The sequence below is a fragment of the Streptomyces sp. NBC_01335 genome (assembly GCF_035953295.1).
Taxonomy (GTDB): domain Bacteria; phylum Actinomycetota; class Actinomycetes; order Streptomycetales; family Streptomycetaceae; genus Streptomyces.
Map to the genome: position 1 here is coordinate 3296263 of NZ_CP108370.1, position 25053 is coordinate 3321315.

General features: G+C 73.3%; 22 protein-coding genes. 3 read left to right on the forward strand and 19 right to left on the reverse strand.

Annotated features, from left to right (window positions below; all coding sequences use genetic code 11):
* Positions 1-128 precede the first annotated feature (128 nt).
* On the forward strand, positions 129-884 hold the full coding sequence (locus tag OG599_RS14125; RefSeq protein WP_327176326.1) for an SIS domain-containing protein: 756 nt from the start codon (positions 129-131) through the stop codon (positions 882-884).
* 73 nt (positions 885-957) lie between these two features.
* Here the strand turns inward: OG599_RS14125 and OG599_RS14130 are convergent, their stop codons facing one another.
* Both OG599_RS14130 and pdxH read right to left on the reverse strand, forming a co-directional pair.
* On the reverse strand, positions 958-2340 hold the full coding sequence (locus OG599_RS14130; protein WP_442809428.1) for a PAS domain-containing protein: 1383 nt from the start codon (positions 2338-2340) through the stop codon (positions 958-960).
* A gap of 411 nt (positions 2341-2751) precedes the next feature.
* Complete coding sequence (gene pdxH / locus OG599_RS14135; RefSeq protein ID WP_327180032.1) at positions 2752-3390, reverse strand: pyridoxamine 5'-phosphate oxidase; 639 nt, start codon at positions 3388-3390, stop codon at positions 2752-2754.
* A gap of 319 nt (positions 3391-3709) precedes the next feature.
* Here pdxH and OG599_RS14140 point away from each other — a divergent pair, with 319 nt between their 5' ends.
* A complete protein-coding gene (locus OG599_RS14140) occupies positions 3710-4819 on the forward strand; it encodes a citrate synthase 2 (RefSeq protein WP_327176327.1) in 1110 nt (369 codons plus the stop codon).
* Between the two features lie 74 nt (positions 4820-4893).
* Here OG599_RS14140 and OG599_RS14145 read toward each other — a convergent pair whose 3' ends face one another.
* From OG599_RS14145 to OG599_RS14225, 17 genes are all read right to left on the reverse strand, one after another.
* Positions 4894-5637 carry an ATP-binding cassette domain-containing protein gene (locus OG599_RS14145; protein WP_327176328.1) on the reverse strand — a complete coding sequence of 248 codons (744 nt, stop codon included), beginning with the start codon at positions 5635-5637 and terminating at the stop codon, positions 4894-4896.
* The gene (locus OG599_RS14150; RefSeq protein WP_327176329.1) at positions 5634-6212 is read right to left on the reverse strand and encodes a hypothetical protein; all 579 of its coding nucleotides are present in this window, start codon (positions 6210-6212) and stop codon (positions 5634-5636) included. The genes OG599_RS14145 and OG599_RS14150 overlap by 4 nt, the downstream gene beginning before the upstream one ends.
* Complete coding sequence (locus OG599_RS14155; protein ID WP_327176330.1) at positions 6209-7336, reverse strand: hypothetical protein; 1128 nt, start codon at positions 7334-7336, stop codon at positions 6209-6211. The genes OG599_RS14150 and OG599_RS14155 overlap by 4 nt, the downstream gene beginning before the upstream one ends.
* 216 nt (positions 7337-7552) lie before the next feature.
* Positions 7553-7963: a hypothetical protein gene (locus OG599_RS14160; protein WP_327176331.1), complete on the reverse strand. Its 411-nt coding sequence runs from the start codon at positions 7961-7963 to the stop codon at positions 7553-7555.
* Positions 7964-8372: 409 nt separating this feature from the next.
* On the reverse strand, positions 8373-8999 hold the full coding sequence (locus OG599_RS14165) for a TetR/AcrR family transcriptional regulator (RefSeq protein ID WP_327176332.1): 627 nt from the start codon (positions 8997-8999) through the stop codon (positions 8373-8375).
* A complete protein-coding gene (locus OG599_RS14170) occupies positions 8987-9763 on the reverse strand; it encodes an enoyl-CoA hydratase family protein (protein WP_327176333.1) in 777 nt (258 codons plus the stop codon). The genes OG599_RS14165 and OG599_RS14170 overlap by 13 nt, the downstream gene beginning before the upstream one ends.
* Positions 9760-11424, reverse strand: coding sequence for a 4-coumarate--CoA ligase family protein (locus OG599_RS14175; protein WP_327176335.1), 1665 nt, complete (start codon positions 11422-11424; stop codon positions 9760-9762). The genes OG599_RS14170 and OG599_RS14175 overlap by 4 nt, the downstream gene beginning before the upstream one ends.
* An 81-nt stretch (positions 11425-11505) precedes the next feature.
* Entirely contained in the window at positions 11506-12666 is a 1161-nt protein-coding gene (locus tag OG599_RS14180) for an acyl-CoA dehydrogenase family protein (RefSeq protein WP_327176336.1), read from the reverse strand.
* The gene (locus tag OG599_RS14185) at positions 12663-14765 is read right to left on the reverse strand and encodes an ATP-binding protein (RefSeq protein ID WP_327176337.1); all 2103 of its coding nucleotides are present in this window, start codon (positions 14763-14765) and stop codon (positions 12663-12665) included. The genes OG599_RS14180 and OG599_RS14185 overlap by 4 nt, the downstream gene beginning before the upstream one ends.
* Positions 14766-14817: 52 nt before the next feature.
* Positions 14818-16416 (reverse strand): acyl-CoA carboxylase subunit beta, encoded by a 1599-nt coding sequence (locus OG599_RS14190; RefSeq protein ID WP_327176338.1) that lies wholly within the window; start codon positions 16414-16416, stop codon positions 14818-14820.
* 62 nt (positions 16417-16478) lie between these two features.
* Entirely contained in the window at positions 16479-18113 is a 1635-nt protein-coding gene (locus OG599_RS14195; protein ID WP_442809675.1) for an acyclic terpene utilization AtuA family protein, read from the reverse strand.
* 272 nt (positions 18114-18385) lie between these two features.
* The gene (locus OG599_RS14200) at positions 18386-19228 is read right to left on the reverse strand and encodes a TIGR03084 family metal-binding protein (protein WP_327176340.1); all 843 of its coding nucleotides are present in this window, start codon (positions 19226-19228) and stop codon (positions 18386-18388) included.
* 120 nt (positions 19229-19348) lie between these two features.
* Positions 19349-20137, reverse strand: a complete 789-nt coding sequence (locus tag OG599_RS14205; protein ID WP_327176341.1) for a tetratricopeptide repeat protein — start codon at positions 20135-20137, stop codon at positions 19349-19351.
* A 125-nt stretch (positions 20138-20262) separates the two neighbouring features.
* Entirely contained in the window at positions 20263-20862 is a 600-nt protein-coding gene (locus OG599_RS14210) for an EF-Tu/IF-2/RF-3 family GTPase (RefSeq protein ID WP_327176342.1), read from the reverse strand.
* 144 nt (positions 20863-21006) lie between these two features.
* The gene (locus OG599_RS14215; protein WP_327176343.1) at positions 21007-21282 is read right to left on the reverse strand and encodes a DUF6924 domain-containing protein; all 276 of its coding nucleotides are present in this window, start codon (positions 21280-21282) and stop codon (positions 21007-21009) included.
* Positions 21283-21323: 41 nt separating this feature from the next.
* The gene (locus tag OG599_RS14220; RefSeq protein ID WP_327176344.1) at positions 21324-22445 is read right to left on the reverse strand and encodes a hypothetical protein; all 1122 of its coding nucleotides are present in this window, start codon (positions 22443-22445) and stop codon (positions 21324-21326) included.
* A gap of 430 nt (positions 22446-22875) precedes the next feature.
* Positions 22876-23871, reverse strand: coding sequence for an EamA family transporter (locus OG599_RS14225; protein ID WP_327176345.1), 996 nt, complete (start codon positions 23869-23871; stop codon positions 22876-22878).
* A 176-nt stretch (positions 23872-24047) separates the two neighbouring features.
* On the opposite strand from OG599_RS14225, the gene OG599_RS14230 reads away from it, so the two are divergent.
* Positions 24048-25028, forward strand: coding sequence for a LysR family transcriptional regulator (locus OG599_RS14230; RefSeq protein ID WP_442809429.1), 981 nt, complete (start codon positions 24048-24050; stop codon positions 25026-25028).
* The last annotated feature ends 25 nt before the right edge of the window (positions 25029-25053 follow it).

Below are 25053 nucleotides of genomic sequence, written 5' to 3' on the forward strand. Positions count from 1 at the left end.
GGCCGACCGCGGACGGCCGGGGAGGCTCTTGACAGTGCGGTGGTCCGGACCGCAACGTGATCGGCACCTGGCCGTGGTCGGACACGACCCGAGCCGACGCCCACCCCACGCCGAAAGGGCTCCCCCCGATGAGCGAGAGCAAGCTGGCCGGCCAGTTCTTCGACGCGGCCATCGGGCTGCTGGCCCGGGTCCGCGACGAGGAGTCCGCCTCCGTCGCGGCGGCCGGGGCGGCGGTCGCCGACACCATCGCCGCGGGCGGCCGGCTCTTCGCCTTCGGTGCCGGGCACTCCTCGCTCGCCGCGCAGGACGTGGTCTACCGGGCGGGCGGCCCCGCCCTGATGAACCTCCTCGCGGTGCCGGGAACGGTCGGGGTCGACGTGATGCCCGCGACCCTCGGCTCGGCGCTGGAGCGGGTGGAGGGGCTCGCCACCACCGTGCTCGCGGCCAGCCCGGCCAGGGCGGGCGACCTGCTGGTGATCATCTCCCTCTCCGGCCGCAACACCCTGCCCGTCGAGATGGCCCGCGAGGCACGGGCGCGCGGCCTCACCGTGATCGGGGTGACCTCGGTGGCGTACGCCGCCGCCACCTCGTCCCGGTCCGCCACCGGCGGCTTCCTGCTCGACCACTGCGACATCGTGCTGGACAGCAAGATCGCGGTGGGCGACGCGGAGCTGACCACCGACGGGGTCGGCGCCCCGTTCGCCCCCGCCTCCACCGTCGTGACCAGCGCGCTGATGCAGGCGACGATGGCCGCCGCCGCAGAGGAACTGGCCGCCCGCGGCATCGAGCCGCCGCTGCTGCGCTCGGGCAACGTGGACGGCGGCCACGAGTGGAACCGGCGGGTGTTCGACGAGAACCGGGACCGGATCTTCTACCAGCACTGACCCGCCCGGCACCCCGCACCGACACCCCGGCGCCCCGCCCAGGAGGCGGACCCGGGGGCGGTCCGCCCGGGGGTCAGCCGCCCGTACGGCCGTCGAGCAGCAGCGCCAGGTCCACCGCGGAGGCCACCCGGACCGCCGCGCTCTCCGCGTGGGCGGCGTCCTCCCGCTCGAAGGCCGGGCGGTCCGCCGTACGCAGGAAGGTCACGACCCCGAGGGTCCGGCCCCGGCTGCGCAGGGCCGCGCACAGGGCGTGCGCGGTGTGCCGGGGCCAGTGGCGCTCCCTCGCCCAGGACTCCCCGGCGGGGCCCGCGCTCACCCGGACCGGGGCGATCCGGTCCAGCGACTGGAGGGCCGGGTGGCCCGCGTCGTAACGGGCGGGGAGCGAGCCCCCGGCGACCAGCAGGCAGGGGCCCGGGGCGTCGGTGGGGGTGGCCGCCGTACGGACCAGGCGCTCCCCCGCCACCAGGTCGAGCAGCGCGTGGTCGGCGAACCCGGCCAGCGAGAAGTCGAGGGTGGTCGTCGCCGCCTCCCACGGGTCCTCGCACTCGGCTGCTGCTCTGGCCGCCCGGTGCAGTTGGGCGGAGCGGAACCGCAGCCGGGCCGACGCCTGCTCGGCGGTGCGCGCTTCGGTCACGTCCTGGAACAGCCAGGCGACCCCGAGCGGCACCGCCTCCTCGGTGAGGGGTGAGCAGAGCCGGAGGAAGCCGCTGCGCCAGCAGCGCCGCCGCTCGCCCTCGCGGCCGCGCAGGGTCAGCCAGAGTTCCGCGGGGGCGGGCGGCGCCCCGGCGGCGAGCACATGGTGGAAGGCGGCTTCGAGGTCCTCCACCCCCTGGAGGACGACCTCGCCGAGGGGGCGGCCGAGCAGGGAGGTCCGGCCGCCGCCGAGCGCCCGCGCCGCGTGCGCGTTGACGACGGTGGGCCGCAGGTCGGCGTCGACCAGGACCACGCCCCAGGGCCCGTCCTGGAAGAGCGCCTCACTCAGCGCGATGGAGCGTTCCAGGTCGATCTGGGCGTGCGCCTCGCTGAACGCGCAGTAGACCCCGGCCGGTCCGCCGCCCTCGCCGCGCATCCCGGCGGCCTGCATCCGGACGAGGACCCGGCCGCCGTCCTTACGGACCAGCGCGAACTCGTGGACCTGGCGGCCCGCGGAGTCCTGGATCGCCATCAGCCGCCGCCGCACCTCGTCGGCGTCGGGCCCGCGCACCGCCCAGCCGGCGAAGCCGTCCCGGCCCACGACCTCGGCGGCGGCCCAGCCGAGGACGCGTTCGGCCTGGCGGTTCCAGTGCGTGACGGTGCCCTGGGCGTCCAGCGCGAAGAGCGCGGTGTCCATGCCGTCGAGGAGCGCGGCGAGGAGTGCGGCGCCGGGTCCGGCCACACCCGCCGCTCGTGAGGTGCTGGTGGCGTCGGTGGCACCCGAGGCGTCCGACGCGGACTGGTCGGCCGTACCGCTGCCCATGGAAGGACTCATTCCGTACCCCCGCAGAACGTGCCGTCCCCGCTGTCCGTGCCGCAGCCCTGGCGGCACGCGTACCGGCGTGCGTTTATGCACGTCAGATACCCATTGAACTCGACCGTGCCGCGCCGCACACCTGCTTCCGATAAATAGGTTGTGCGGCCCGGACGAGGTTTCTAGGCTTGCCGCACACGCTGAAAGGAGGTGATCCGAAAAGTGCAGTCTTATCGGATTCGTGAGGTGGCTGCGGGCTGACAGCCCGTCGTCGCACATCGTGCACCTCGGCAGGCTGTCTGCCGAAACCCAAGCAGTCACCGACCCGCAGGCTCGCCGGTAGATCCGGCCGGCTCCTCCTCACGGAGGGACCCGAGCCTGCGGGTTCCGCTTGTTCCGCCTCTTCGTCCGGTACGTGCCTCAGGGGCAGAGGCGCTCCACGCGCCAGCCGGTGGACCCGGGCGCCGGGGGGCGTACGTACCGCAGCCGGTCGTGCAGCCGGTTCTCGTGGCCCTGCCAGAACTCCACCGTCTCCGGCACGACCCGGAAACCGCCCCAGTGCGGCGGTACGGGCACCTTCTCGCCCTCCGGGTAGCGGGCCGCCAACTCCTCGTACCGCTCGGTGAGCTCGCGGCGGGAGCCGATGACCGTGGACTGGGCGCTCGCCCACGCGCCGAGCTGGGAGCCGTGCGGGCGGGTACGGAAGTACGCCACGGTCTCCGCGCGGCTCACGCGCTCCGCGACGCCGGTGACGACGACCTGGCGGGCGAGCGGGTGCCAGGGGAAGAGCAGCGAGACGTAGGGGTTCGCGGCCAGCTCCCTGCCCTTGCGGGACTCGTAGTTGGTGTAGAAGACGAAGCCGCTCGCGTCGAAGCCCTTGAGCAGCACCGTGCGGGAGGACGGGCGGCCGTCCGGCGCGGCGGTGGAGACCACCATGGCGTTCGGCTCGTGCAGGACGCCTCCGGCGGCGACCTGCCGGAACCAGCGGGCGAACTGGTCCATGGGCTCGGCGGCGAGATCCTGCTCGGCGAACGCCTCGGAACGGTACTGCTCGCGCATCGCCGCCGGATCGATGGTGCAATCGGAGGACGGGGAGGCGGCCGGACGGGAAGCGGACGGAGGTGTCGGGTCAGCTGTGGGCACGGGCCCATCCTGCCGCAGCGGGCCGGGGCCGAACGAGCCGGGAGCGACGCTGTCGCGCGTCGAGCGGCGGTCCTGCGCGACACGCGGGGGTGCTGTGCGGGACATCACCCTTCCTTGCCCCGGGGGAAGCCGCCACTATCGGGGGTCAGGTCCCACGGAGGGCCTTTCGGGGCTTCGGGCTTCGTACCCGGGGCCTCACCGACACAGCTCGCATCCGCACAGAGGGAGCCGCCTGATGTCCGCATTCGTACCCGGACTTGAGGGAGTCGTCGCGTTCGAGACGGAGATCGCCGAACCGGACAGGGAAGGCGGGGCGCTCCGTTATCGCGGGATCGACATCGAGAACCTCGTCGGCCAGGTGTCCTTCGGCAACGTCTGGGGGCTGCTGGTGGACGGGGCGTTCAACCCCGGTCTGCCGGCCGCCGAGCCGTTCCCCATCCCGGTCCACTCCGGTGACATCCGGGTCGACGTGCAGTCGGCGCTGGCGATGCTCGCCCCGGTGTGGGGCCTGAAGCCGCTGCTCGACATCGACGCGGCGACGGCCCGCGACAACCTCGCGCGGGCGGCCGTGATGGCCCTGTCGTACGTGGCCCAGTCGGCGCGCGGGCAGGGGCTCGCGATGGTGCCGCAGCGCGAGATCGACAAGGCGGAGTCCGTCGCCGAGCGGTTCATGATCCGCTGGCGCGGCGAGCCCGATCCCCAGCACGTGAAGGCCGTCGACGCGTACTGGACCTCGGCCGCCGAACACGGCATGAACGCCTCCACGTTCACCGCCCGGGTCATCGCGTCGACCGGCGCGGACGTGGCGGCGGCACTGTCCGGCGCGGTGGGCGCCATGTCGGGTCCGCTGCACGGCGGCGCCCCGTCCCGGGTCCTCGGCATGATCGAGGAGATCGAGCGGACCGGGGACGCCACCGCGTACGTGAAGCAGGCGCTGGACAAGGGCGAGCGGCTGATGGGCTTCGGCCACCGCGTCTACCGCGCCGAGGACCCGCGCGCCCGGGTGCTGCGGCGCACCGCGCGCGAACTGGCCGCGCCCCGCTTCGAGGTGGCTCAGGCTCTGGAGAAGGCGGCGCTGGAGGAGCTGCACGCCCGGCGCCCGGACCGGGTGCTGGCGACGAACGTGGAGTTCTGGGCGGCGATCGTGCTGGACTTCGCGGAGGTCCCGGCGCACATGTTCACCTCGATGTTCACCTGCGCCCGCACGGCCGGCTGGTCGGCGCACATCCTGGAGCAGAAGCGCACGGGCCGGCTGGTGCGGCCCTCGGCGGAGTACGTGGGCCCGGCGGCCCGGGACCCGCGCGAGATCGACGGGTACGACTCGATCACGCCGATCACGGGCTGAGCACCGGGCCCCGCGCCCCGGAGCCTCACCGCCGGGGCCGCTCCCCCGACCCGGCCCGGTCCGGGCGAAAGGCCCTACGCCCTGGCACCGCTGTCGCGCAGCAGGGCCGTGTAGGCGCCCTCCGCCGCCCGGCCCGCGACGGTGCCGGGCGGGGTGAGGGCGAGGAACGAGGCGGTGTCACCGTGGTGGATGATCCTGCCGTCGTAGACCACGGTCACGTGGTCGGCCTCCTCGGCCAGGTCGGCGACGTCATGGGTCGAGAGCAGGACCCGGATGTCGCTAGTGAGTCCCGCGAGCATGTCCCGGAACACCCGCCGCTGATACGGGTCGAGGCCCGCGGTCGGTTCGTCGAGCAGCAGCACACGGGCCCCGTGCACCAGCGCCCCGGCCACCCCGACGCGCCGCAGCTGGCCGCCGGAGAGGCGGTCGCTGCGCTCGTTCATCCGGTCGGCGAGGTCGACCTGCACGAGGGCCTGCCTGGCCCGTTTCCAGGCGTCCGGGCGGCTCATGCCCTTGAGCCAGCCGATGTACGCGACGTACTCGCGTGCCGTGAGGCCGGGCATCGGGGTGATGTCCTGCGGCATCCACGCCACGTCCTGCCGGTACTGCCGGGTGCCCGCGGCGATCCCGTCGAGGTGGACGCTGCCGCGCTGCGGGCGGGTCACCGAGGCCGCGAGCTTCAACAGGGTCGACTTCCCGGCGCCGTTGGGGCCCAGCAGGATGGAGAGCCCGTCGGGAAGGGCGTAGTCGAAGTCCTTCAGTACGGGCTGACGGCCGCGTCGGTAACGGTAGGTGCAGCCGGAGAGTTCGAGGGTCACGGGGCCTTCCTCGGGGCGAAGATCAGAGCGGTCAGGCCGGCGGTGAACACCAGCAGGGAGGCGACTGCCGCCGGGACGTCGTGGGCGGACTCCGGCACGACGGTCCACCACCGCGGCGTGTTGCCGCGGAAGCCGATCCCGACGACGAGTACGAGCCAGGCCACCGGCACCAGGACCGCCGAGGCGCCGAACACGGCACGCCCCAGCAGCATGAGCCCGGCCAGGAAGAGCACGTCGCGGCCCGCCGCCGCGGCCTCCTGCGTCCCACCGGCCGCGGCGACCAGCAGGGCGCAGCAGAGCGCCGCCGCGCAGACGACGGCGACGAGTGCGGCGTCGTACCGGCCCACCGGCCGTACCCCGGAGTCCTCCGGGGCGGGAACACGCGATTCCAGCGCGTGCATGAGGCAGGCGACGAGCGGCACGGGCACGAAGAGGGTCAGTGCGACCCGGGGCGAACCGATGAGCGAGGGCAGGACGACCTGCGTGTTCTGCACGACGAGCAGGGGGAGCAGGAAGGCGGCCAGGGCCAGCGGGACCATGATCCTCGCCCGCCGGGCACCGATCCACCACCTCATGCCGTACCCCCCGCGCAGGAGTCGAGGCTCTCGCGTATCCAGGCCTTCTGGGCGGCCGGCGAGGTACCGAGGACGGTACGGACCTCTTCGCCGACCCGGTCCTCGATCTCCCGGCTCTCCGGAGTGACGCCTTCCCGGCCGCGGTGCAGTCGGTACATGTCGACCTGCCCGGTGTGGGTGGCACCCCAGAGCCATACGGCGTGGGCCCGGACGACGGGCACCTCGGCACAACGGAACTTCAGCGCCCGGACCATGACTTGGTAGCCCGCCTCGTGCGGCTGGTCGGCGCTCATGAGGGTCATCCGCCACACCCGGTCGGCGGAGCCCGCCCGGGCAGGTCCGTCGAGCATGTCCTCGATCCGCTCGGGGGCGGCGCCGGGGACACCGGCGGCCCGCAGGGCGCCCAGCGTCGCGGCGGCCTCGCGCTGGATGCGGGCGAGGTTCGCGGTGGCCACCCGCGGCACGCACACCCGGGGGTGCACGCCCGTGCAGTCCACCGGGGCCTGCCCGGTGGCCATGGGCGGGGTGTGCGGCCAGTCCCGGGCCAGGTGCTGGGCACCCAGGACCCCGGCCGCGGCGACGCCCAGCGCGAGGACGCCGCGGAGCACCCGGGGGCCGAACGGCAGCCACAGAAGCATCAGCCCCACCGCGACGCCCCCGGCCAGCAGGACGGGAGCCGCGACGGACACGAAGCGGGGCACCTCGCCGAAGCCGATGTCGGAGAACTGTCCGGACACATGCCGGATCCAGTAGGGCTGTGTGGCCCGCGTGAACGCGACCGCCACCCAGTCGACGACCGCGACCACCGGAGTCGCGATCAGGCGCGGCAGGAAGGACCCGATGGCGAACCCGACGACGGCGTGGGCGACGACGATCAGCATGCCCATCAGCGGCAGTCGCAGGGAATCCAGAGTCGGAGCGGTGCCGCTGCGCGCGAGGGAGACGGCGGGAGGAAGCAGCAGGACGAGCCAGGAGAGAATGACCACGGGAAAGAGCACGTTCGCCGCGACCCGATAACGGCTCCGGGAGGGCAGCGATTCCCAGACGTGCGCCTTGCGCAGCCGCCCGCTTTCCCATACGCCGAGAGCGGCGGCAACAGCATAGGCCAGCGCATAAAGGACCATCAGCGGAGCCGACACTATCGCCGGAGCCCAGTGGTGATAAGTACTCGGCGGTGCGCTTTCCCCCGTCAGATAATAGAGGGCGGCCATCAGCAGGACGGCGGGGCCGGCCCAACGCACACTGCTGCTTCTCAGTGCGGTCGTAAATTTCATCGAGACTCACAGGGGGTAAGGATGCGTCCCGGGGCCGCGGCCGCGGCCCCGGGACGGAGAATCCGATCAGCCGTCGGCCTTGGTGGTGTCGACGCTGACGCTGTTCACGGTGAGCTGCGGGCCGAAGGTCGAGCCACCGATCTTCATGATCTGGAAGTACACGTCCTTCTTACCTGAACCCAGATCGGTCCACTCGCCGTTGCTCGTACTGCCGTTGAAGCAGGCGGTGAACGTCTTGTTGTCGTAGGAGTCGTCCGGCTGCAGGCTGATGTCCCGCCACATCTGCACATCGGTGCTCTTGGTGACACCGGAGTCGGTGTGACAGCCGCTGAACTGGACCTGCGAGTACAGCTCGTCGGACCAGCGGCGGGACTCGAAGGAGACGCTGGCGGCGGTGATGCTGCTCGTCCAGTTCGCCTCCGCCGTAGGAGCGAGAACGAGAGCGATGACTGCGGCGGTACCTGCCGTAGTGGCCACACGGGCAGAAAGCTTCACAATATTCCACTCCGAATGCCGTCCGGGCACCAAAAGTGGAGCTTGTGCGCCTTCCCCACCCCCCGCGCTTGCGAGAAGGCCCTCCTCGCAATGAACGGACGGTAACACCAGATGAAATCGCGGGACAACGATTCGTCCGACGAAGCAGAAACCGCTGTGACGTGAGTGACGGTTACCAAGTAGAAATATGCAGAGTGTCCCGGTGTATGGCATTTTGATTTGCCGTCGATATCCCAGATATCACCGATTCCCGGTAAGCGCATTCTTCACAGGCCACCCAGGGAGCGGACCGCTGCCGCACACGATGGGCCGGGCACGCGTACCTCCTCGTCCGAAAACCCACCGCCGCGCGCCCGCCGACGCGCTGCTCACCGGCGCCCTGCCCGTCGGCTCAGTCCAGCGCCCCGTCCACCAGCGCCGCCCACTGGGCCACGACCCTCCGGCGGCGGGCGGTGTCGTCGGTGAGGAGGTTGGCGAGGCCGAGGCCCCGGGCCATGTCCAGGAGGCCCTGGACCGTCTCGCGTACCCCGGGCCTGCTCTCGTCGGCGCGGAGCAGGGCGACGGCGATGCGGTGGGTCTCACGGCCGACGCGGGCTTCGAGCTCGGTGACCCGGGGCCGTAGTTGCGGCTCGTTGGAGGCGGCCACCCAGAGCTGGAGCGCGGCACGGAAGAGCGGTCCGGTGTACAGGTCCACGAGCGCGGCGACTACTTCGGCGCGGCCCTGCACGGGGAGTGCCCGCAGTGCGGCGGAGCGCTCCTCGGCCACGTACTCGACGGCGCCGGTGAACAGGTCCTCGCGGGTGGGGAAGTGGTGCTGGGCGGCGCCCCGGGAGACCCCGGCCCGTTCGGCGACGACGGAGACCGTGGAGCCCGCCCAGCCGTGGGCGGCGAGGCAGGCCACGGCGGCCTCCAGGAGGCGCTGCCGGGTGACCCGGCTGCGGTCCTGCTTGGGCGACTTGGCGGCGCCCACGGCCGTTCTGACGTGGGGCGTGTCGTTCGGGGGCGTCACCACACCCATGCGGGGTCCCGTCGTTCGAGGAAGGCCGTCATCCCCTCCCGTGCGTCGTCGGAGGCGAAGAGCGCGGTGGACAGGGCGACGAGGTCTTCGGCGTGTTGGTCGAAGCTCTCCAGCACGGTAGCCGTGACCAGCTGCTTCGACGCCATCAGCCCCTGCGGGGAGGCCCTGCGCAGTCCGTCGAGTACGGGTTCGAGCGCCTTGTCGACCTCGTCCGCGCCCTCGCCCGGGGCGAGGGCCGCCGCCGGGTCGCCCGCCGCGAGGGTGACCAGCGAGATGCGGGCGGCCTCGGCCGCGTCGAACCGTTCCCCGGTGAGGAAGTAGCGGGCGGCGGCGGAGCGTTCGAGGCGGGGCAGCAGGGTCAGCGAGATCACCGCCGGGGCGAGGCCGAGCCGCGACTCGGTGAGCGCGAAGCTCGCCCCGGGCCCGGCCACCGCGATGTCGCACGCGCCGAGCAGGCCGAGTCCGCCGGCCCGGACATGGCCGGTGATCCGGCCCACCACGGGCTTGGGCAGGGCGACGATCTTCCGCAGCAGGGCCACGAACTCGCGGGGATCGGCGGGTGATTTCAGGTCGGCCCCGGCGCAGAAGGTGCTGCCGGTGTGGGTCAGGACGACGGCGCGTACGGCGGCGTCCGCCGCGCAGGCGTCGAGCGCCCGGGCCAACTCGCCGACCAGTTCGGCGGAGAGGGCGTTGCGGCGGGCGGGGGCGTCCAGGGTGAGCGTGGTGATGCCCCGGTCGTGGACGGGTGCGGCGAGGCTGCTCATGCGGGGCTCCCTTCGGCGCCGGCGGCCCGCTGCCCCGACGCCCCGTCCCGGTCCCGGAGCTCGCGGTCCCGGAGTTCGCGGTCCCGGAGTTCGCGGTCCCGGAGCTCGCGGCGGAGGATCTTGCCGGAGGTGGCCCGGGGTACCGCGTCGATGAACTCGGCCCGCCGGACCTTCTTGTACGGGGCGACGCGCTCGGCGACGTAGGCGAGCACGTCCTCGGGGGTGAGCTTCCGGGCGTCCGGGGCCGGTGAGCGGACCAGGAACGCCTTGGGGATCTCGTTGCCCGCGTCGTCGTACACGCCGATGACGGCCGCGTCGGCGAGGTGTTCGTGGCCGAGCAGCAGGGCCTCCAGTTCGGCGGGGGCGACCTGGTAGCCCTTGTACTTGATCAGCTCCTTGACCCGGTCGACGACGTACAGCCAGCCGTCCGCGTCGACCCGGCCGACGTCCCCGGTGTGCACCCAGCCGTCCGCGTCGATCATGGCAGCGGTGGCGTCGGGCCGGCCGAGGTAGCCCTTCATCACCTGGGGGCCCCGGATGAGGATCTCGCCCTCGGTGCCGGGCTCCGCGTCCTGCCCGGGGTCGGTGAGCCGGACGATCCGCATCTCGGTGCCGGGGATCAGCTTGCCGACCGTGCCGGCCGGCGGGTTCTCCTCGGAGAGCGGCACGACGTGGGTGCCCGGGGAGAGCTCGGTCATGCCGTACGCCTGCCGTACGGGAGGCAGCCCGAGCCGCTCCGAGCAGGCGCGGGCCAGCTCGGCGTCGAGCGGGGCGGCGGCGGAGACGATGTAGCGGAGCGAGGAGAGGTCGTAGCGGGCGACGGCCGGGTGCTTGGCGAGGGCCAGCACGATGGGCGGGGCCACGTACAGCCCGGCGATCCGGTGCTTCTCGATGGCGGCCAGGAACTGGTCCAGGTCGAAGCGGGGCAGCACCACCACGGTCGCCCCGTGCCGGAGCGGCCCGTTCATCAGCGCGGTGAGCCCGTAGATGTGAAAGAAGGGCAAAACGGCCAAAACTGGCTCATCCGGGGCGAGGGGGGCCAACGGCTGGAGTTGCTCCAGGTTGGTGGCGATGGAGGTGTGGGTGAGCATCACCCCCTTGGGGGCGCCGGTGGTGCCGGAGGAGTAGGGCAGCACGGCGATGTCCTCGTCCGGGTCGATCTCCACCTGCGGTTCGGGGGCGGTGGAACCGAGCATGTCGAGCACCGAGGTGTGCCCCTCGGCGGCGTCGCAGACGAATATCCGCCGTATTCCGCCCGCGAGTCCGGCGGCGCGGCGGGCGGTGTCCAGGAGCGGGGAGACGGTGACGATCCAGCGCGCGGAGGAGTCGGTGAGCTGCTTGGCGAACTCCTCGGCGGTGGCCAGCGGGTGGACCGTGGTGACGGAGGCGCCCGCTCGCGTCGCCCCGTAGAACACGGGCGGGTAGGCGATGGTGTTGGGGCTGTGGAGGGCGAGGACGTCACCCTTGCGGAGCCCGGCCTCGGCGAGCGCGGCGGCGATCCGCCGGTGGAAGTGGTCGAGCTGGGCGTAGGTGAGGGCCATCCCGTTGGTCCCGTCGACCAGGGCGACGGTCTCCCCGAACTCGGCGGCCCGGCCGAGGACGGCTTCGTGGATGGGTGTGCTGAGGATGGCGACGTCTGCGTACTCGCTGCGGAACACCATGACGGTCCCCTGTCGACGCGGTGGGCGGCTGGAAGCGGTACTTCTGGGCGCGGGCGCCCGGGAGAGAGTGCCCGGACGGGGTCAGTACGACTTCGGCAGGCCCAGCGACTGGTGGGAGACGTAGTTGAGGATCATCTCGCGGCTGACCGGGGCGATCCGGGCGACGCGGGCGGCGGTGATGAGTGAGGCGAGTCCGTACTCGCGGGTGAGGCCGTTGCCGCCGAGGGTGTGCACCGCCTGGTCGACGGCCTTCACGCACGCCTCCCCGGCCGCGTACTTGGCCATGTTGGCGGCCTCGCCCGCACCGATGTCGTCGCCCGTGTCGTAGAGGGCGGCGGCCTTCTGCATCATCAGCCGGGCCAGTTCGAGTTCGACGTGGGCGACGGCGAGCGGGTGGGCGATGGCCTGGTGGGCGCCGATCGGGGTCTTCCACACCTGGCGGGTCTTCGCGTACTCGACGGCCCGCGCGAGCGCGTACCGGCCCATGCCGATACCGAAGGCGGCCGTCATGATGCGTTCGGGGTTGAGCCCGGCGAAGAGCTGGAGCAGCCCGGCGTCCTCGTCGCCGACGAGCGCCTCGGCGGGCAGCCGCACGTCGTCGAGGGCCAGCTCGAACTGCTTCTCCGGGGCGTGGAGTTCCATGTCGATCCGCGAGCGCCCGAACCCGGGGGCGTCGCGCGGGACGATGAAGAGGCAGGGCTTGAGCTTCCCGGTGCGGGCGTCCTCGGTGCGGCCCACGATGAGCGTGGCGTCGGCGATGTCGACGCCCGAGACGAAGACCTTCCGGCCGGTGAGCAGCCAGTCGTCGCCGTCGCGGCGGGCGGTGGTGGTGATCCGGTGCGAGTTGGAGCCGGCGTCCGGCTCGGTGATCCCGAAGGCCATGGTGAGGCTGCCGTCGGCGAGGCCGGGGAGCCACTGCCGCTTCTGCGCCTCGGTGCCGAAGCGGGAGATCACCGTGCCGCAGATCGCCGGGGAGACCACCATCATCAGCAGCGGGGCACCGGCCGCACCCAACTCCTCCAGGACGATGGAGAGTTCCGCCATTCCGGCGCCGCCCCCGCCGTACTCCTCGGGGAGGTTCACGCCCAGGTAGCCGAACTTGGCCGCCTCGGACCAGAGTTCGTCGGTGTGCCGGCCCTCCGCGATGACGGAGGCCATGTAGGCGCGCCCGTAGCGCTTGCCGAGGGCGGCGACGGCGGCGCGGAGCGCCTGGTGCTCGGCGGATTCGAGGACGGTGCTCATGGCTGCGGTGCCTCCTGTGGCGTGTCCTGGGCATGAGGTGCTTCCCCCGCGAGGGGCGGGTCCTGCGCTGTCTCTTGCGCTGTCTCTTGGGCTGTCTCCTGTACGACGGCGAGCAGCGCGCCGACCTCCACCTGGAGGCCCGGCGCGGCGTGGAGCGCGGTGAGGGTGCCGGTGGCGGGGGCGAGGATGCGGTGCTCCATCTTCATCGCCTCCAGCCAGATCAGCGGCTGCCCGGCCTCGACGGCGGACCCGGGCGCCAGCCCTTCCGCGAGGCGGACGACGGTGCCGGGCATGGGGGCGAGCAGGGAGCCGGGTTCGCCGCGGGCGGCGGGGTCGGTGAAGCGGGGCAGGGCGGTGAAGGCGTGGGAGCCGTCCGCGGTGTCCACGTACACCTGGTCGCCGTGGACGGTGACGGCGAACCGGCGGGTTATGCCGTCGAGTTCGAGGGTGACCCGGTCGGGGCGGGCCTCCGTCACGCGGATGCCCCCGGCCTCGTGCGGGACGGGTCCGGTGCGGGTGGCCCGGTAGGCGGTCTCGTACTCCCCGGCATCGGGTTCGGCGCGGTGGCGCTTGGTCTGCGGCTGGGAGGGGATGTTGCGCCAGGCGCCGAAGCGGGCGGGTACGGCGGCGTGCGCCGGGGTCCGTACCGCATCCCCCGCGCCCCCTGTCGTACGGGCCGCTTCCCCGGCGTTCCGTGCCGCTCCCCCTGCCGTACGGGCCGCCGCGTCGGCGAGGGTGGCGGCCAGGGCGGCGCGGCGGACGGCCGGCTCGTCGGGGGCGGGAGTGAGGGCGGCGAGGTGGCGGTCGTAGAACCCGGTGTCGAGGCGGGCGGCGAGGAAGTCGGGGTGGCGCAGGGAGCGGACCAGCAGGTCCCGGTTGGTGACCGGGCCGTGGACGCGGGCGCGTTCCAGGGTGCGGGCGAGGAGCCGTACGGCCTCGGTACGGGTGGCGGCGTGGGCGACGACCTTGGCGAGCATCGGGTCGTAGTGCACGCCGATGGTGTCGCCGCCGGTGTACCCGGCGTCCAGGCGGACCCCTGGCTCCTCGGGCAGGTCGAGCGCGTGCAGGAGTCCGGTCTGCGGGCGCCAGTCGTGGGCGGGGTCCTCGGCGTAGAGCCGGGCCTCCACGGCGTGCCCCTCGGGGGCGGGGGGTTCGGCGGCGGGCAGCGGCTCGCCCTCGGCGATCCGCAGCTGGAGGGCGACCAGGTCGAGCCCGAACACCGCCTCGGTGACGGGGTGTTCGACCTGGAGTCGGGTGTTCATCTCCAGGAAGTACGGCCGCCCCTCGGCGGAGACCAGGAACTCCACGGTCCCCGCGCCCCGGTAGCCGACGGTCCGGGCGGCGGCCACCGCCGCGTCGTGCAGCCGGGTCCGCAGCTCCTCGCCGAGGCCGGGCGCGGGGGCCTCCTCGACGACCTTCTGGTGGCGGCGCTGGAGGGAGCAGTCGCGGGTGCCGAGCGCCCAGACGGTGCCGTGGTCGTCGGCCATCACCTGCACCTCGACGTGCCGGCCGCGCTCGACGTACGGCTCCGCGAACACCTCGCCGTCCCCGAACGCGGACTCCGCCTCCGCCCTGGCGGCGGTCAACTCCGCCGACAGAGCGTCGAGTTCCCGTACGATCCGCATCCCGCGCCCGCCGCCGCCCGCCGCCGCCTTGAGCAGCAGGGGCAGCTCTTCCTCGGTCGCCGAGGCCGGGTCGACGGGGGCGAGCAACGGGACCTCGGCGGCGGCCATCAGCTCCTTGGCGCGGGTCTTCGACGCCATCTGTTCGATCGCCTTGACCGGCGGGCCGACCCAGGTGAGCCCGGCGTCCTGCACGGCGGCGGCGAAGGGGGCGTTCTCGGAGAGGAAGCCGTACCCGGGGTGCACGGCGTCGGCCCCCGCCGCGAGCGCCGCGGCGACGATCAGGTCGCCGCGGAGGTAGGTGTCGGCGGGCGCCGCGCCCGGCAGCCGTACGGCGAGGTCGGCCTCGCGGACGTGCAGGGCGCCGGCGTCCGCGTCGGAGTACACGGCGACGGTGGTGATGCCGAGCGCCCGGCAGGTGCGGAAGATCCGGCAGGCGATCTCGCCGCGGTTGGCGACGAGCAGGGAAGTGATCACGTCAGTCCTCTCAGTCCTCTCTGTCCTCACAGCGCTCCCGTTCTCCCGCGTCTCACATCCGGAAGACGCCGAAGCCGCCGCGGGTGCCTTCGACGGGTGCCGTGTGGATCGCGGACAGGCACATCCCGAGGACGGTCCTGGTGTCGCGGGGGTCGATGACCCCGTCGTCGTAGAGCCGCCCGGAGAGGAAGACCGGCAGCGACTCGGCCTCGATCTGCTGCTCCACCAGGGCGCGCAGTCCGGCGTCGGCCTCGTCGTCGTACGGGCGGCCCTTCGCGGCGGCGGAGGCGCGGGCCACGAGGGAGAGAACGCCCGCGAGCTGTTGCGGGCCCATCACGGCGGATTTGCTGCTGGGCCAGGCGAAGAGGAAGCGGGGGTCGTAGGCGCGTCCGCACATGCCGTAGTGGCCGGCCCCGTAGGAGGCGCCCATCAGCACGGAGAGGTGCGGGACCCTGGAGTTGGAGACCGCGTTGATCATCATCGCGCCGTGCTTGATGATGCCGCCCTGTTCGTACTCCTTGCCCACCATGTAGCCGGTGGTGTTGTGCAGGAAGACCAGCGGGATGTCGCGCTGGTTGGCGAGCTGGATGAACTGGGCGGCCTTCTGCGACTCCTCGCTGAACAGCACCCCCTGCGCGTTGGCGAGGATGCCGACCGGGTAGCCGTGCAGCCGCGCCCAGCCGGTGACCAGGCTGGTGCCGTAGAGCGGCTTGAAGGCGTCGAAGTCGGAGCCGTCGACGAGCCGGGCGATGACCTCGCGCGGGTCGAACGGCACCTTGAGGTCCCCCGGCACGATGCCGAGGAGCTCCTCCTCGTCGTACTTCGGCGGTTCGGCGGGGCCGGGATCGGCGTGCGCCTTGCGCCAGTTGAGGCGGGCGACGATGCGGCGGGCCTGCCGCAGCGCGTCGTGCTCGTCCACGGCGAAGTGGTCGGCGAGCCCGGAGGTGCGGGCGTGCATCACGGCGCCGCCGAGCGACTCGTCGTCGCTCTCCTCGCCGGTCGCCATCTTCACCAGCGGCGGGCCGCCGAGGAAGACCTTGGACCGGTCCTTGATCATGACGGTGTGGTCGGACATCCCGGGGACGTACGCGCCTCCGGCGGTGGAGTTGCCGAACACCACGGCCACGGTGGGGGTTCCGGCGGCGGAGAGCCGGGTGAGGTCGCGGAAGAGGGCCCCGCCGGGGATGAAGATCTCCTTCTGCGAGGGCAGGTCGGCGCCCCCGGACTCCACCAGGCTGACGCAGGGCAGCCGGTTGGCGAAGGCGATCTCGTTGGCCCGCAGCGCCTTCTTCAGCGTCCACGGGTTCGAGGCGCCGCCGCGTACGGTCGGGTCGTTGGCGGTGATCAGGCACTCGACGCCCTCCACCACCCCGATCCCGGTGACGAGCGAGGCGCCCACCGTGTAGTCGCTGCCCCAGCCGGCCAGCGGCGACAGTTCCAGGAACGGGGTGTCCGGGTCGATCAGGAGCTCGATCCGCTCGCGGGCGGGCAGCTTCCCGCGCGAACGGTGCCGCGCCACGTACTTCTCGCCGCCCCCGGCCAGCGCCTTCGCGTGCTCGGACGCGAGCGCGTCGAGCTTGGCGAGCAGGGCGGCCCGGTTGGCGGCGTACTCGGGTCCGGCGGTGTCGAGCCCGGTGGGCAGGACGGTCATGCGGTGACCTCCGGTGCGGGAATCGAATGCGGGAATCGAATGGGGGGTGGTAGGTGCGCCGCTCATTCCGGGTCGAGCAGCGAGACCGGGACTGCCAGATGGCGCGAGCGGAGCCACTCCCCCAGCGCCTTGGCCTGCGGGTCGAACCGGGCCTGCGCTGCGACACCCTCGCCCAGCAGTCCACGGACGACGAAGTTCACCGCCCGCAGCTGCGGGAGCACATGCCGCTCCACATCCAACCCGCCTGTCTCCGGGAGAAGTTCGCGGAACCGCTCGACGGTCAGCTCGTGCGCGAGCCACCGCCAGGCGCGGTCGTCGCGCACCCACACCCCGACGTTCGCGTCCCCTCCCTTGTCGCCGCTGCGCGCCCCGGCGAGCAGCCCGAGCGGCACGCGCCGGGTCACCTCGGGCGCCGGCGCGGGCGGCAGCGGGACCTCCGGCTCCACGAGGTCGAGCACCCGGGTCACCGCCGGCGCGGGCATGGCCTGCCGTGTCCCGTCCGGCAGCACGGCGGTGTGCGCGACCTCGGAGGCCGGTACGTAGGCGGCCTCGAAGACCCCGTACGGGGCGCCCTTCCCGGGCGGGGCGGTGACGTGGAACCCGGGGTAGCTGCCGAGGGCCAGTTCCACCGCGGCCCCGGAGACCGCCCTGCCCACCGCCTCCGGGTCCTGGTCGCGCACCACGAGCCGGAGCAGCGCGCTCGCGGTCTCCTCGGTGGGCGCGTCGGGGTGGTCGGTGCGGGCCAGCTCCCAGCGGACCTCGGCGGGCGGCTTCCCGGACCGGTCGAGCGCGTCGGCGAACTGCTCCTGCACCAGAAGGGACTTGGCCTCGATGTCGAGTCCGGTGAGGACGAAGACGACCTCGTTGCGCCAGCCGCCGAGCCGGTTGAGCCCGACCTTCAGCGTGGGCGGCGGCGCCTCGCCCCGTACCCCGCTGATCGCGACCCGGTCCGGCCCCTCCTGGGCGAGCCGTACGGTGTCGAGGCGGGCGGTCACGTCGGGTCCCGCGTACCGGGCGCCCCCGGTCTCGTACAGCAACTGCGCGGTGACGGTGGAGAGGTCGACCACCCCGCCGGTGCCCGGGTGCTTGGTGATGACGGACGAGCCGTCCGCGTGGATCTCGGCGAGCGGGAAGCCGGGGCGGCGTACGTCGTGGTCGCCGAAGAAGGCGTAGTTCCCACCGGTGGCCTGCGTACCGCACTCCAGGACGTGCCCGGCGACGACGGCACCGGCCAGGGCGTCCAGGTCGTCGGGGCCCCAGCCGAAGTGGGCGGCGGCGGGCCCGGTGACCAGGGCGGCGTCGGTGACCCGGCCGGTGACGACGATGTCCGCGCCCGCCCGCAGACAGGCGGCGATCCCTGCGCCGCCGAGGTACGCGTTGGCGGTGAGGAACCCCTCGGGCACCGGCCGGCCGTCACCCTCCACATGGGCGACCCGCACCGGAATCCCGAGCTTGTCGGCCAACTCCCGCACGGCATCGGCGAGTCCGGCCGGGTTGAGGCCGCCCGCGTTGGCGACGATCTTCACCCCGCGCTCGACGGCCAGCCCGAGCCCCTCTTCGAGCTGCCGCAGGAAGGTGGTCGCGTACCCGCGCGAGGGGTCCTTCAGACGGCTGCGGCCCAGGATGAGCATGGTGAGCTCGGCGAGATAGTCGCCGGTCAGGACGTCGAGCGGCCCGCCGGTCAGCATCTCGCGCATCGCGTCGAACCGGTCGCCGTAGAACCCTGAGGCGTTGCCGATGCGCAGGGGGGTGGGCGCGGGCGGGTCGAGCGGGTGCGGGCGGGCGGGGTCCGCGACGGGCTCGGTCGGCTCGGTGACGGAGACGGGGATCGAGACGGGGAGCGTGAGCGCGGCGGGGGCGTCGACGGAGCCGGGCGCCGCGGTGGGGGTCTGCGCGGCGGGGGTCTGCACAGCGGCGGGGGTCTGCGCGGCGGGGGTCTGCGCGGACGTGGACGGTACGGGCGGGATGGTCATATGGCGTCACTCCCAGGAGCGTTCGAAGGACCGTGCTCGCCCTCTCTTCTGCCCTCGCGTGGCGCGCGCCCCGCACCCGGCGGCCCGGCGAACGCCTGCGCGATGTCCAGCCAGCCATCGGCCTCGGCGCCGACCGCCCGCAGCGCGAGGTCGTCGCGGTGGGCGCGCTGGGTCACCAGCAGACAGAAGTCCAGCAGCGGTCCGGTCACCCGCTGCGCCGCACCCTCGGGCCCGTAGGCGATCAACCCGCCTTCCGGTGCTTCGAGTTCGACCCGGAACGCCTCTCCTGGCGGCGTGGCACCCCGCACGAAGTAGGCGTAGTCCCGGGCCCGTACGCCGATCCTGGCGACATGCCGCAGCCGCCCGGTCGGCGCCCGTACGACACCGAGCGCGTCGGCCACGTCCTGCCCGTGCGCCCAGGTCTCCATGAGCCGTGCGGTCGCCATCGAGGCGAGGCTCATCGGCGGCCCGTACCAGGGGATGCGGGTGCCGGGTGCGGCCTCCCGCAACACCTCCTGGAGCCGCTCCCGCCCGGCCCGCCACCGCCGCAGCAGCTCCGGCGGCGAGGCGGCCGCGACGGCGGCCACCGCCGCCTCGTCCACGAAGCTGTCCGGCGCGGCGAGCGCGGCCGCCACCTCCGCCCCGAACGCCCCGGGGTCCGTCGCGGCGGTCACCGCGACCCCGTCGGTCCAGGTCAGATGCGCGATCTGGTGGGCGATCGTCCAGCCGGGCGCAGGGGTCGCCGCCGCCCACTCCTCTTCACTCAACTCCGCTACGAGCGAGTCGAGTTCCTCGCTTTCGTCCCGCAGATCGTCGATCACGGCGATGGCATCGGACACGTGCGCTCCCCTCGGGGCATGGCGTGGTGCCCCGGAGCATTCCAGCGCCCGCAGAAACAAGCAAGCATGCTTGCATGATTTTCTGCGGACGCGCTCCTCCCCCGAGCGGCGGCCGAGCGTCTACGGCCGCGCGCCCTCCATGCGGTCGAGCAGCGTCCGGGCTTCGACGGTGCGGCGGTGGTCCGGGCCGAAGGAGGCCAGGCATGCCTCGTGACCCGCAGCAGCCTTGCGGCGGGCCTCGTATACGCGACCAAGCCCCAACAGGGCTTTGGCGAGGACGAGTTCGACGGCGCCCCGGTCCGCGCGGCGCTGCTGTTCGGGCAGCGCGCGGTACAGCCTCTCCGCCCCCTGCGCCTCGGCGAGAGCATCTTCGTAGCGGTCCTGGCCGTTGAGACTGCGGGCCAGGCCGAGCCGCAGGACGAGCGACATCCGGTCAGGCTCGCGACGGGTGGCCAGAACCTCGCGGGCGAGCCTCTCGGCCTCCTGATGACGCCCCTGCCCGTTGAGGGCGAAGACCAGCCCGTTGCGGGCGGCCACCGCCAGGAGCTTCATCTCCGGGCCGGTACCGCGATCCGCGACCTCGGCGACGGCCGCGCACTCCGCCTCGCACTCGGCGTGCCGCCCGAGCGAGGTCATCTGCTGGGCCCGGTCCGAGCGTAGCTTCAGGGTCAGCCAGTGATCGGCCCCGAAAGCCCTGTCGAAGGCGGGCAGCGCTTCGTCGTAGGCGGCGAGCGCCTCGACGTGACGGCCCTGGGCGCCCGTCGCGAGCGCGGCGATGTTCAGCGCCACCGCCGCGTACGCGTCGCCGTCGGGCCGCGATCGGGCCACGGTCCGGGCTTCTGCCTCCGCCTCGACGTAACGCCCTGCTTCGTAGAGCGCTTTGGCCTCGGCCACAGGTGTTCCCGTCATCTTCTGTGCGTCGCTTCGGCCGCGCGATCGGAAGAGTTTCATGACCGGGAGCATACAAATGCCGCGCAGGCTGTCCGACCCGCCAAAAGACGGCATCCATAGGGCACTTGCCGTCGCCCTCCACGTCACGGAGCGGTGAGCGGTGCCGCACCGATGAGCCGGGTCACCGTCCCCGTTCCGGCGGCGCGCCCCCGGAAGCGGAACGCGAAGTGCCACCCGCTCTCCAGAGCCACCGCCCCGTCCAGGGCGACCGTCACACAGGCCGTGTGCAGCGGGTGGAGCACGTCCGTACCCGGTGCCAGTGTCACGGTGCCCCGCACCCCGTCCACTCCGAAGTGGAAGACGAGCGCGTCACCGGTACGGACCTCCGCGCCGCCCTGCTCCTCCGGCAGCAGGGCGAGGGCTGCGGCGAAGGAGCTGTGCGCCCCGATCGTGCCCGGCTGCGCGAGCACCCGCCCCCGCACGGCCGCGTCCGCCACGGAGTGGGGCAGCAGGAGGCCGACGTTCCCTCCCGCCTCTCCGACACGTGTGGGTGTGCGGCCCGGCCCCTCGATCCCGGCGACGCGGACGGGCGTGCCGGTGCGTTCACCACCGACGATCTGCAGCTCGTCGCCGACGAGGACCCGGCCCCGCTCGATCCGGCCGGTGACGAGTGCCGCTCGGCCCTGGCTGCGGGGGAACACGTCCTCGACCACCATCAGGAACGGCTCCAGCAGATCGTCCACCTGTCCCCCTGCTCCTCCGTCGTGCTGCTACGAAACCCGCCGACGAGGCCCCGCAGGGTGAGTCGGCCGGAAGGAGCCAGGATCTCAGGGCAGTACCGGGGGACTCGTTTCGCTCCCCGGGGAACGCCGGCAGGAGAAGGGCTGTCAGGGTGTCCGGAAAACGCCCTCCGGGTCCTGGGAAGCCGCGTCGGCGAACTCCTGGAAGCCCAGACCGAGGGCGAGGTTCACCTGCACGGCGTGGACCTCGCCCGGCACGGTACGGAACTCGCGGGCGGGCGGGTTGTCGATCAGCTCCTGGTAGTACGCCGGATCGAGGTCTTCGTCCTCGTCGGCGAACAGGTCCAGGGCGAGGGCGTCCGTGGCGGAGCGCCACCACGGTCCCCGCGAGTGCGGGACAGGGGGCCATGTTCGAGGCCCCACCCGACAAGTGCGGGCCTCGAACGTCGAGACGGGGATGAGGGTTACAGCAGCCGGTCGGCGGTCTTCTCCAGGAGTGCGGTCGCGGCGGCGGTGTCGTGTCCGAGGACGAGGGCCTGATGCGGCAGAGCAGCGAGCGCCCGGGTCAGCTCGGGGGTAGGGCCGGTGAGGGGCAGAAGCCCGAAGACGTCGGGGTAGCGGTCCTCAGTGGCCGCGCTGAAGAAGTCGCGGTCCTGAACGCCCCGGGTTGTCCCGCTCAGCGCGGGGCCGGCACCGGGCTGGATGCGCGGGAAGAGGATGCCGGCGGCGTGGCCCTCGACGGCCAGCTCCATGCCGAGCCAGGTGGTGAGCTGGTCGGGGAAGAACTGCGGCTTCAGCTCCTTGCCTGACGCCCGCCACAGTGGCGTGCGGTCACCGGCGACGAGAGCGTCGGTGACCCGCCGGTGCTGGGTGGGGTGCATGGGCTCGCCGTCGAGCAAGCGGCGGCGGACCGGTTCGTAGAGGCCGAGGGCGTCGAGGAACCCGAAGCCGATCGCGGCGGCGGAGGGCCAGGGCAGGATGCGGATCGTGCCGTCCAGGACGCGGACGAAGATCCGGTCGTTGGCCAGCAGACGCCATCCGGCGCGGGCGAGGAGGAAGCCTACGGTCGTCTTCCCGGCGCCTTTGTCGCCGAGGGCGAGGACGGTCGCACCGTCGGGTCGGGTGACGGCGGAGGCGTGGAGGATCTGCCAGCCGTCGGCGAGGAGCCTGCCGCGTACGACTTCGCGGGCGAGGCGGGCGGCGGCAGTCGCCACGGTGATCTCGTCGTGCCCGGCGATCACCATGCGGCTGGTGTGCGGGTTCCACTGATGGGCGAGGCCGCTGTCGGGCTGGGCGGCCGCCACCACACCGTCCTCGTCCACCCGGTGGAGAAGCAGGGCGCCCGCGAACTCCGTCTCGGCCACCCTTCCCGCCGAGGTGACGTGCGCGGTCATCCGCTCCACCTGGTCGGGGTCGACGTCGGCCGCCACGACCGGTCCGTTCACTTCCGCCGGGTCGACGGTGGTGGCGCTCCACCAGGAGCCGAAGTACCGCAGGGCCCAGTCCGTGACCGCCCTTTTCCGGCTGACGACGGTGACGGCCTGCCCCCCGGTGGGGCTGATGCGGGTGGCGCGGAGGTCGGTCATTCGGTGTCTCCCGAGGTGTCGAAGAGGTGGTCGTAGGCGTGGCGGACTCGGCGTCAGCAGCGTCGAGGCCGCTCGCCCCACGAGGTCCTCGGCGAGATGAAACACGACCTCGCTCTCCTCCACCCGGTCCTCGGCCGCCCGCACCCGTGAAAGCCCGTAAGGACCTGGCCCGTACGGCGGCGCGCATCGCAGGTCTCGTCGCGATCATGCAGCACGACCGCGGCGACCAGCCGGACGCCGCAAGGTGGTTCACCACCGCCGAGGCCACCGCCAGCGAATCAGGCGACCGGCACCTGACAGCACGGGTCCTGGCCGCCGGCATGCGATGGTGCCTCTCAACTACGGCGCTCCCCGCGCCGCAGCAGGTCTCGCCGCCCGCGCCCGGCGGGAGCCCCCGGGACACCCGGCCCCACCGCGCGCACCGAAGCCGTCACGCCTCCCGCCGCTTCCTCTTCCCCGCCGCGCCGACCTGCCCCCGTACCGCCCCGACGCTCGCGCCGATGACGAGGGCGATGGCGAGGGCGTCCGTGGTGGAGAGGGCCTGGTCCAGGATGAGGAAGCCGGCCAGCGCGGCGATGGCCGGTTCGAGGCTCATCATCACGGCGAAGGTGGAGGCGGGCAGGCGGCGGAGCGCGATCAGTTCCAGGGTGTACGGGAGTACGGAGCTGAGCAGGGCCACCGCGGCGCCGAGCAGGACGGTGGTCGGGACGGTCAGCTTCGTACCGGACTCCGCGATGCCGAGGGGCAGCGAGAGGAGGGCGGCGACGGCCATGGCGAGGGCCAGGCCGTCCGCCTTCGGGAAGCGGCGGCCGGTGCGGGCGCTGAAGACGATGTACAGGGCCCACATCGCACCGGCCGCGACGGCGAGTCCGGCGCCGAGCAGGTCGAGCCGGCCGAAGCCGCCCGCGCCGCCGAGCAGGGCCACTCCGACGAGGGCGAGCCCCGCCCAGAGGAGGTTGACCAGTCGGCGGGAGGCGATGACGGAGAGGGCGAGCGGGCCGAGCACCTCCAGGGTGACCGCGATGCCGAGGGGGATGCGGTCGAGCGCCTGGTAGAAGAGGTTGTTCATCGCGCCCATCGTGACGCCGAAGGCCAGCACGGTCCCCCAGTCGGCGCGGGAGTGGCCGCGCAGCTTGGGGCGGCAGACGACCAGCAGCACCACGGCGGCCACCAGCAGGCGCAGCGTGACCACGCCGAACGCGCCGGCCCGGGGCATCAGCAGGGCGGCGACCGCCGCGCCGAACTGGACCGAGACCACCCCTCCGACGACGAGGGCGACCGATACCAGCGTGCCGCCGCGCCCCGCCGGCTGCCCGGAGCCGTGCGGACCGCCGGTGGGAGCGTCGGGTGCTCCGTCCAGTGCGGTCACCGCCTCGGGGACGGTGACGGCGGCGGCCGGCTCTACGGCGCTGCGCGGGTCGTTCACGGGATGGCCTTCCAGGAAGGGGCGGGAGGGGGCGGCGGGACGAGCCCCTTGGGTACAAGATAGTGCACTTCGCAGTGCATCTCATGGGACTATGCGCGCGGAGCCCGTCCGCCCACCGTAGGCAGCCGCGCGCCGCGCGTGAAATGCCTTCTGCGCTCCGGTTATGCTCCGCACGCATGAGCAGGGAACAGCGGGACGGCGACCAGAACGACGACCGTACGGGGCACCACGACAGCACCGGCCACACCGGCACCGGGCGCACCGGCACCGGGCGCCCCATAGAGCTGCGCCACCTCCGGGCCTTCCTCGCCGTGGCCGACGAACGCAACGTCACCCGGGCGGCCGAGCGCCTCGGCCTCACCCAGCCCGCCGTCTCCCGGACCCTCGCCTCGCTGGAGGCCCACCTCGGCACCCGGCTCGTCGACCGCTCCACCCACCACCTGGCCCTCACCCCGGAGGGCGTCGCCTTCCGGGACAAGGCGGCCCTCGCCGTCAGCGCCTTCGACGACGCGACGGGGACCGGGCACCCGCAGCGTCGGCCGCTGCGGCTCGGGCACGCCTGGTCGGCGATCGGCCCGTACACCACACCGCTGCTGCGCACCTGGCAGGCGCGGTACCCGCAGACCCCGCTGGAGCTGCTGCGCATCGACGACCGTACGGCCGGGCTCACCCGGGGCGAGGTGGACGCGGCACTGCTGCGCGGGCCGGTGGACGCGCCGGGGCTGGTCACCGAGGCGCTGTTCAGCGAGGACCGGGTCGCGGCGGTCACGGCGGACGGCCCGTTCGCGGGCCGCACCGCGCTCTCCCTCGCCGACCTGGCGGCGGGGCCGGTGGTCCTGAATCCGGTGTCCGGCAGCACCACCCTCGGCCTCTGGCCACCGGACGCGCGCCCCGCCGCCACACTCACCGTCGCCAACACCGACGACTGGCTCACCGCCATCGCCGCCGGCCGCGGCTCGGGTGTCTCCGCCGCGTCCACGGCCGGCATGCACCCGCACTCCGGGGTCGTCTTCGTGCCGCTGACCGACGCCCCGCCGCTGCCCGTGCTGCTCGCCCGCCGCGACGGCCCGGGGCACCCGGCGCTCCCGCGGCTGGTGGCGCTCGCACGGGAGATCGTCGCGGGCGGGGGCGGCCCGACAGGGGACCTCAGCGGCTGAGGTGGGTCGGGGCCACCGGCCGCGC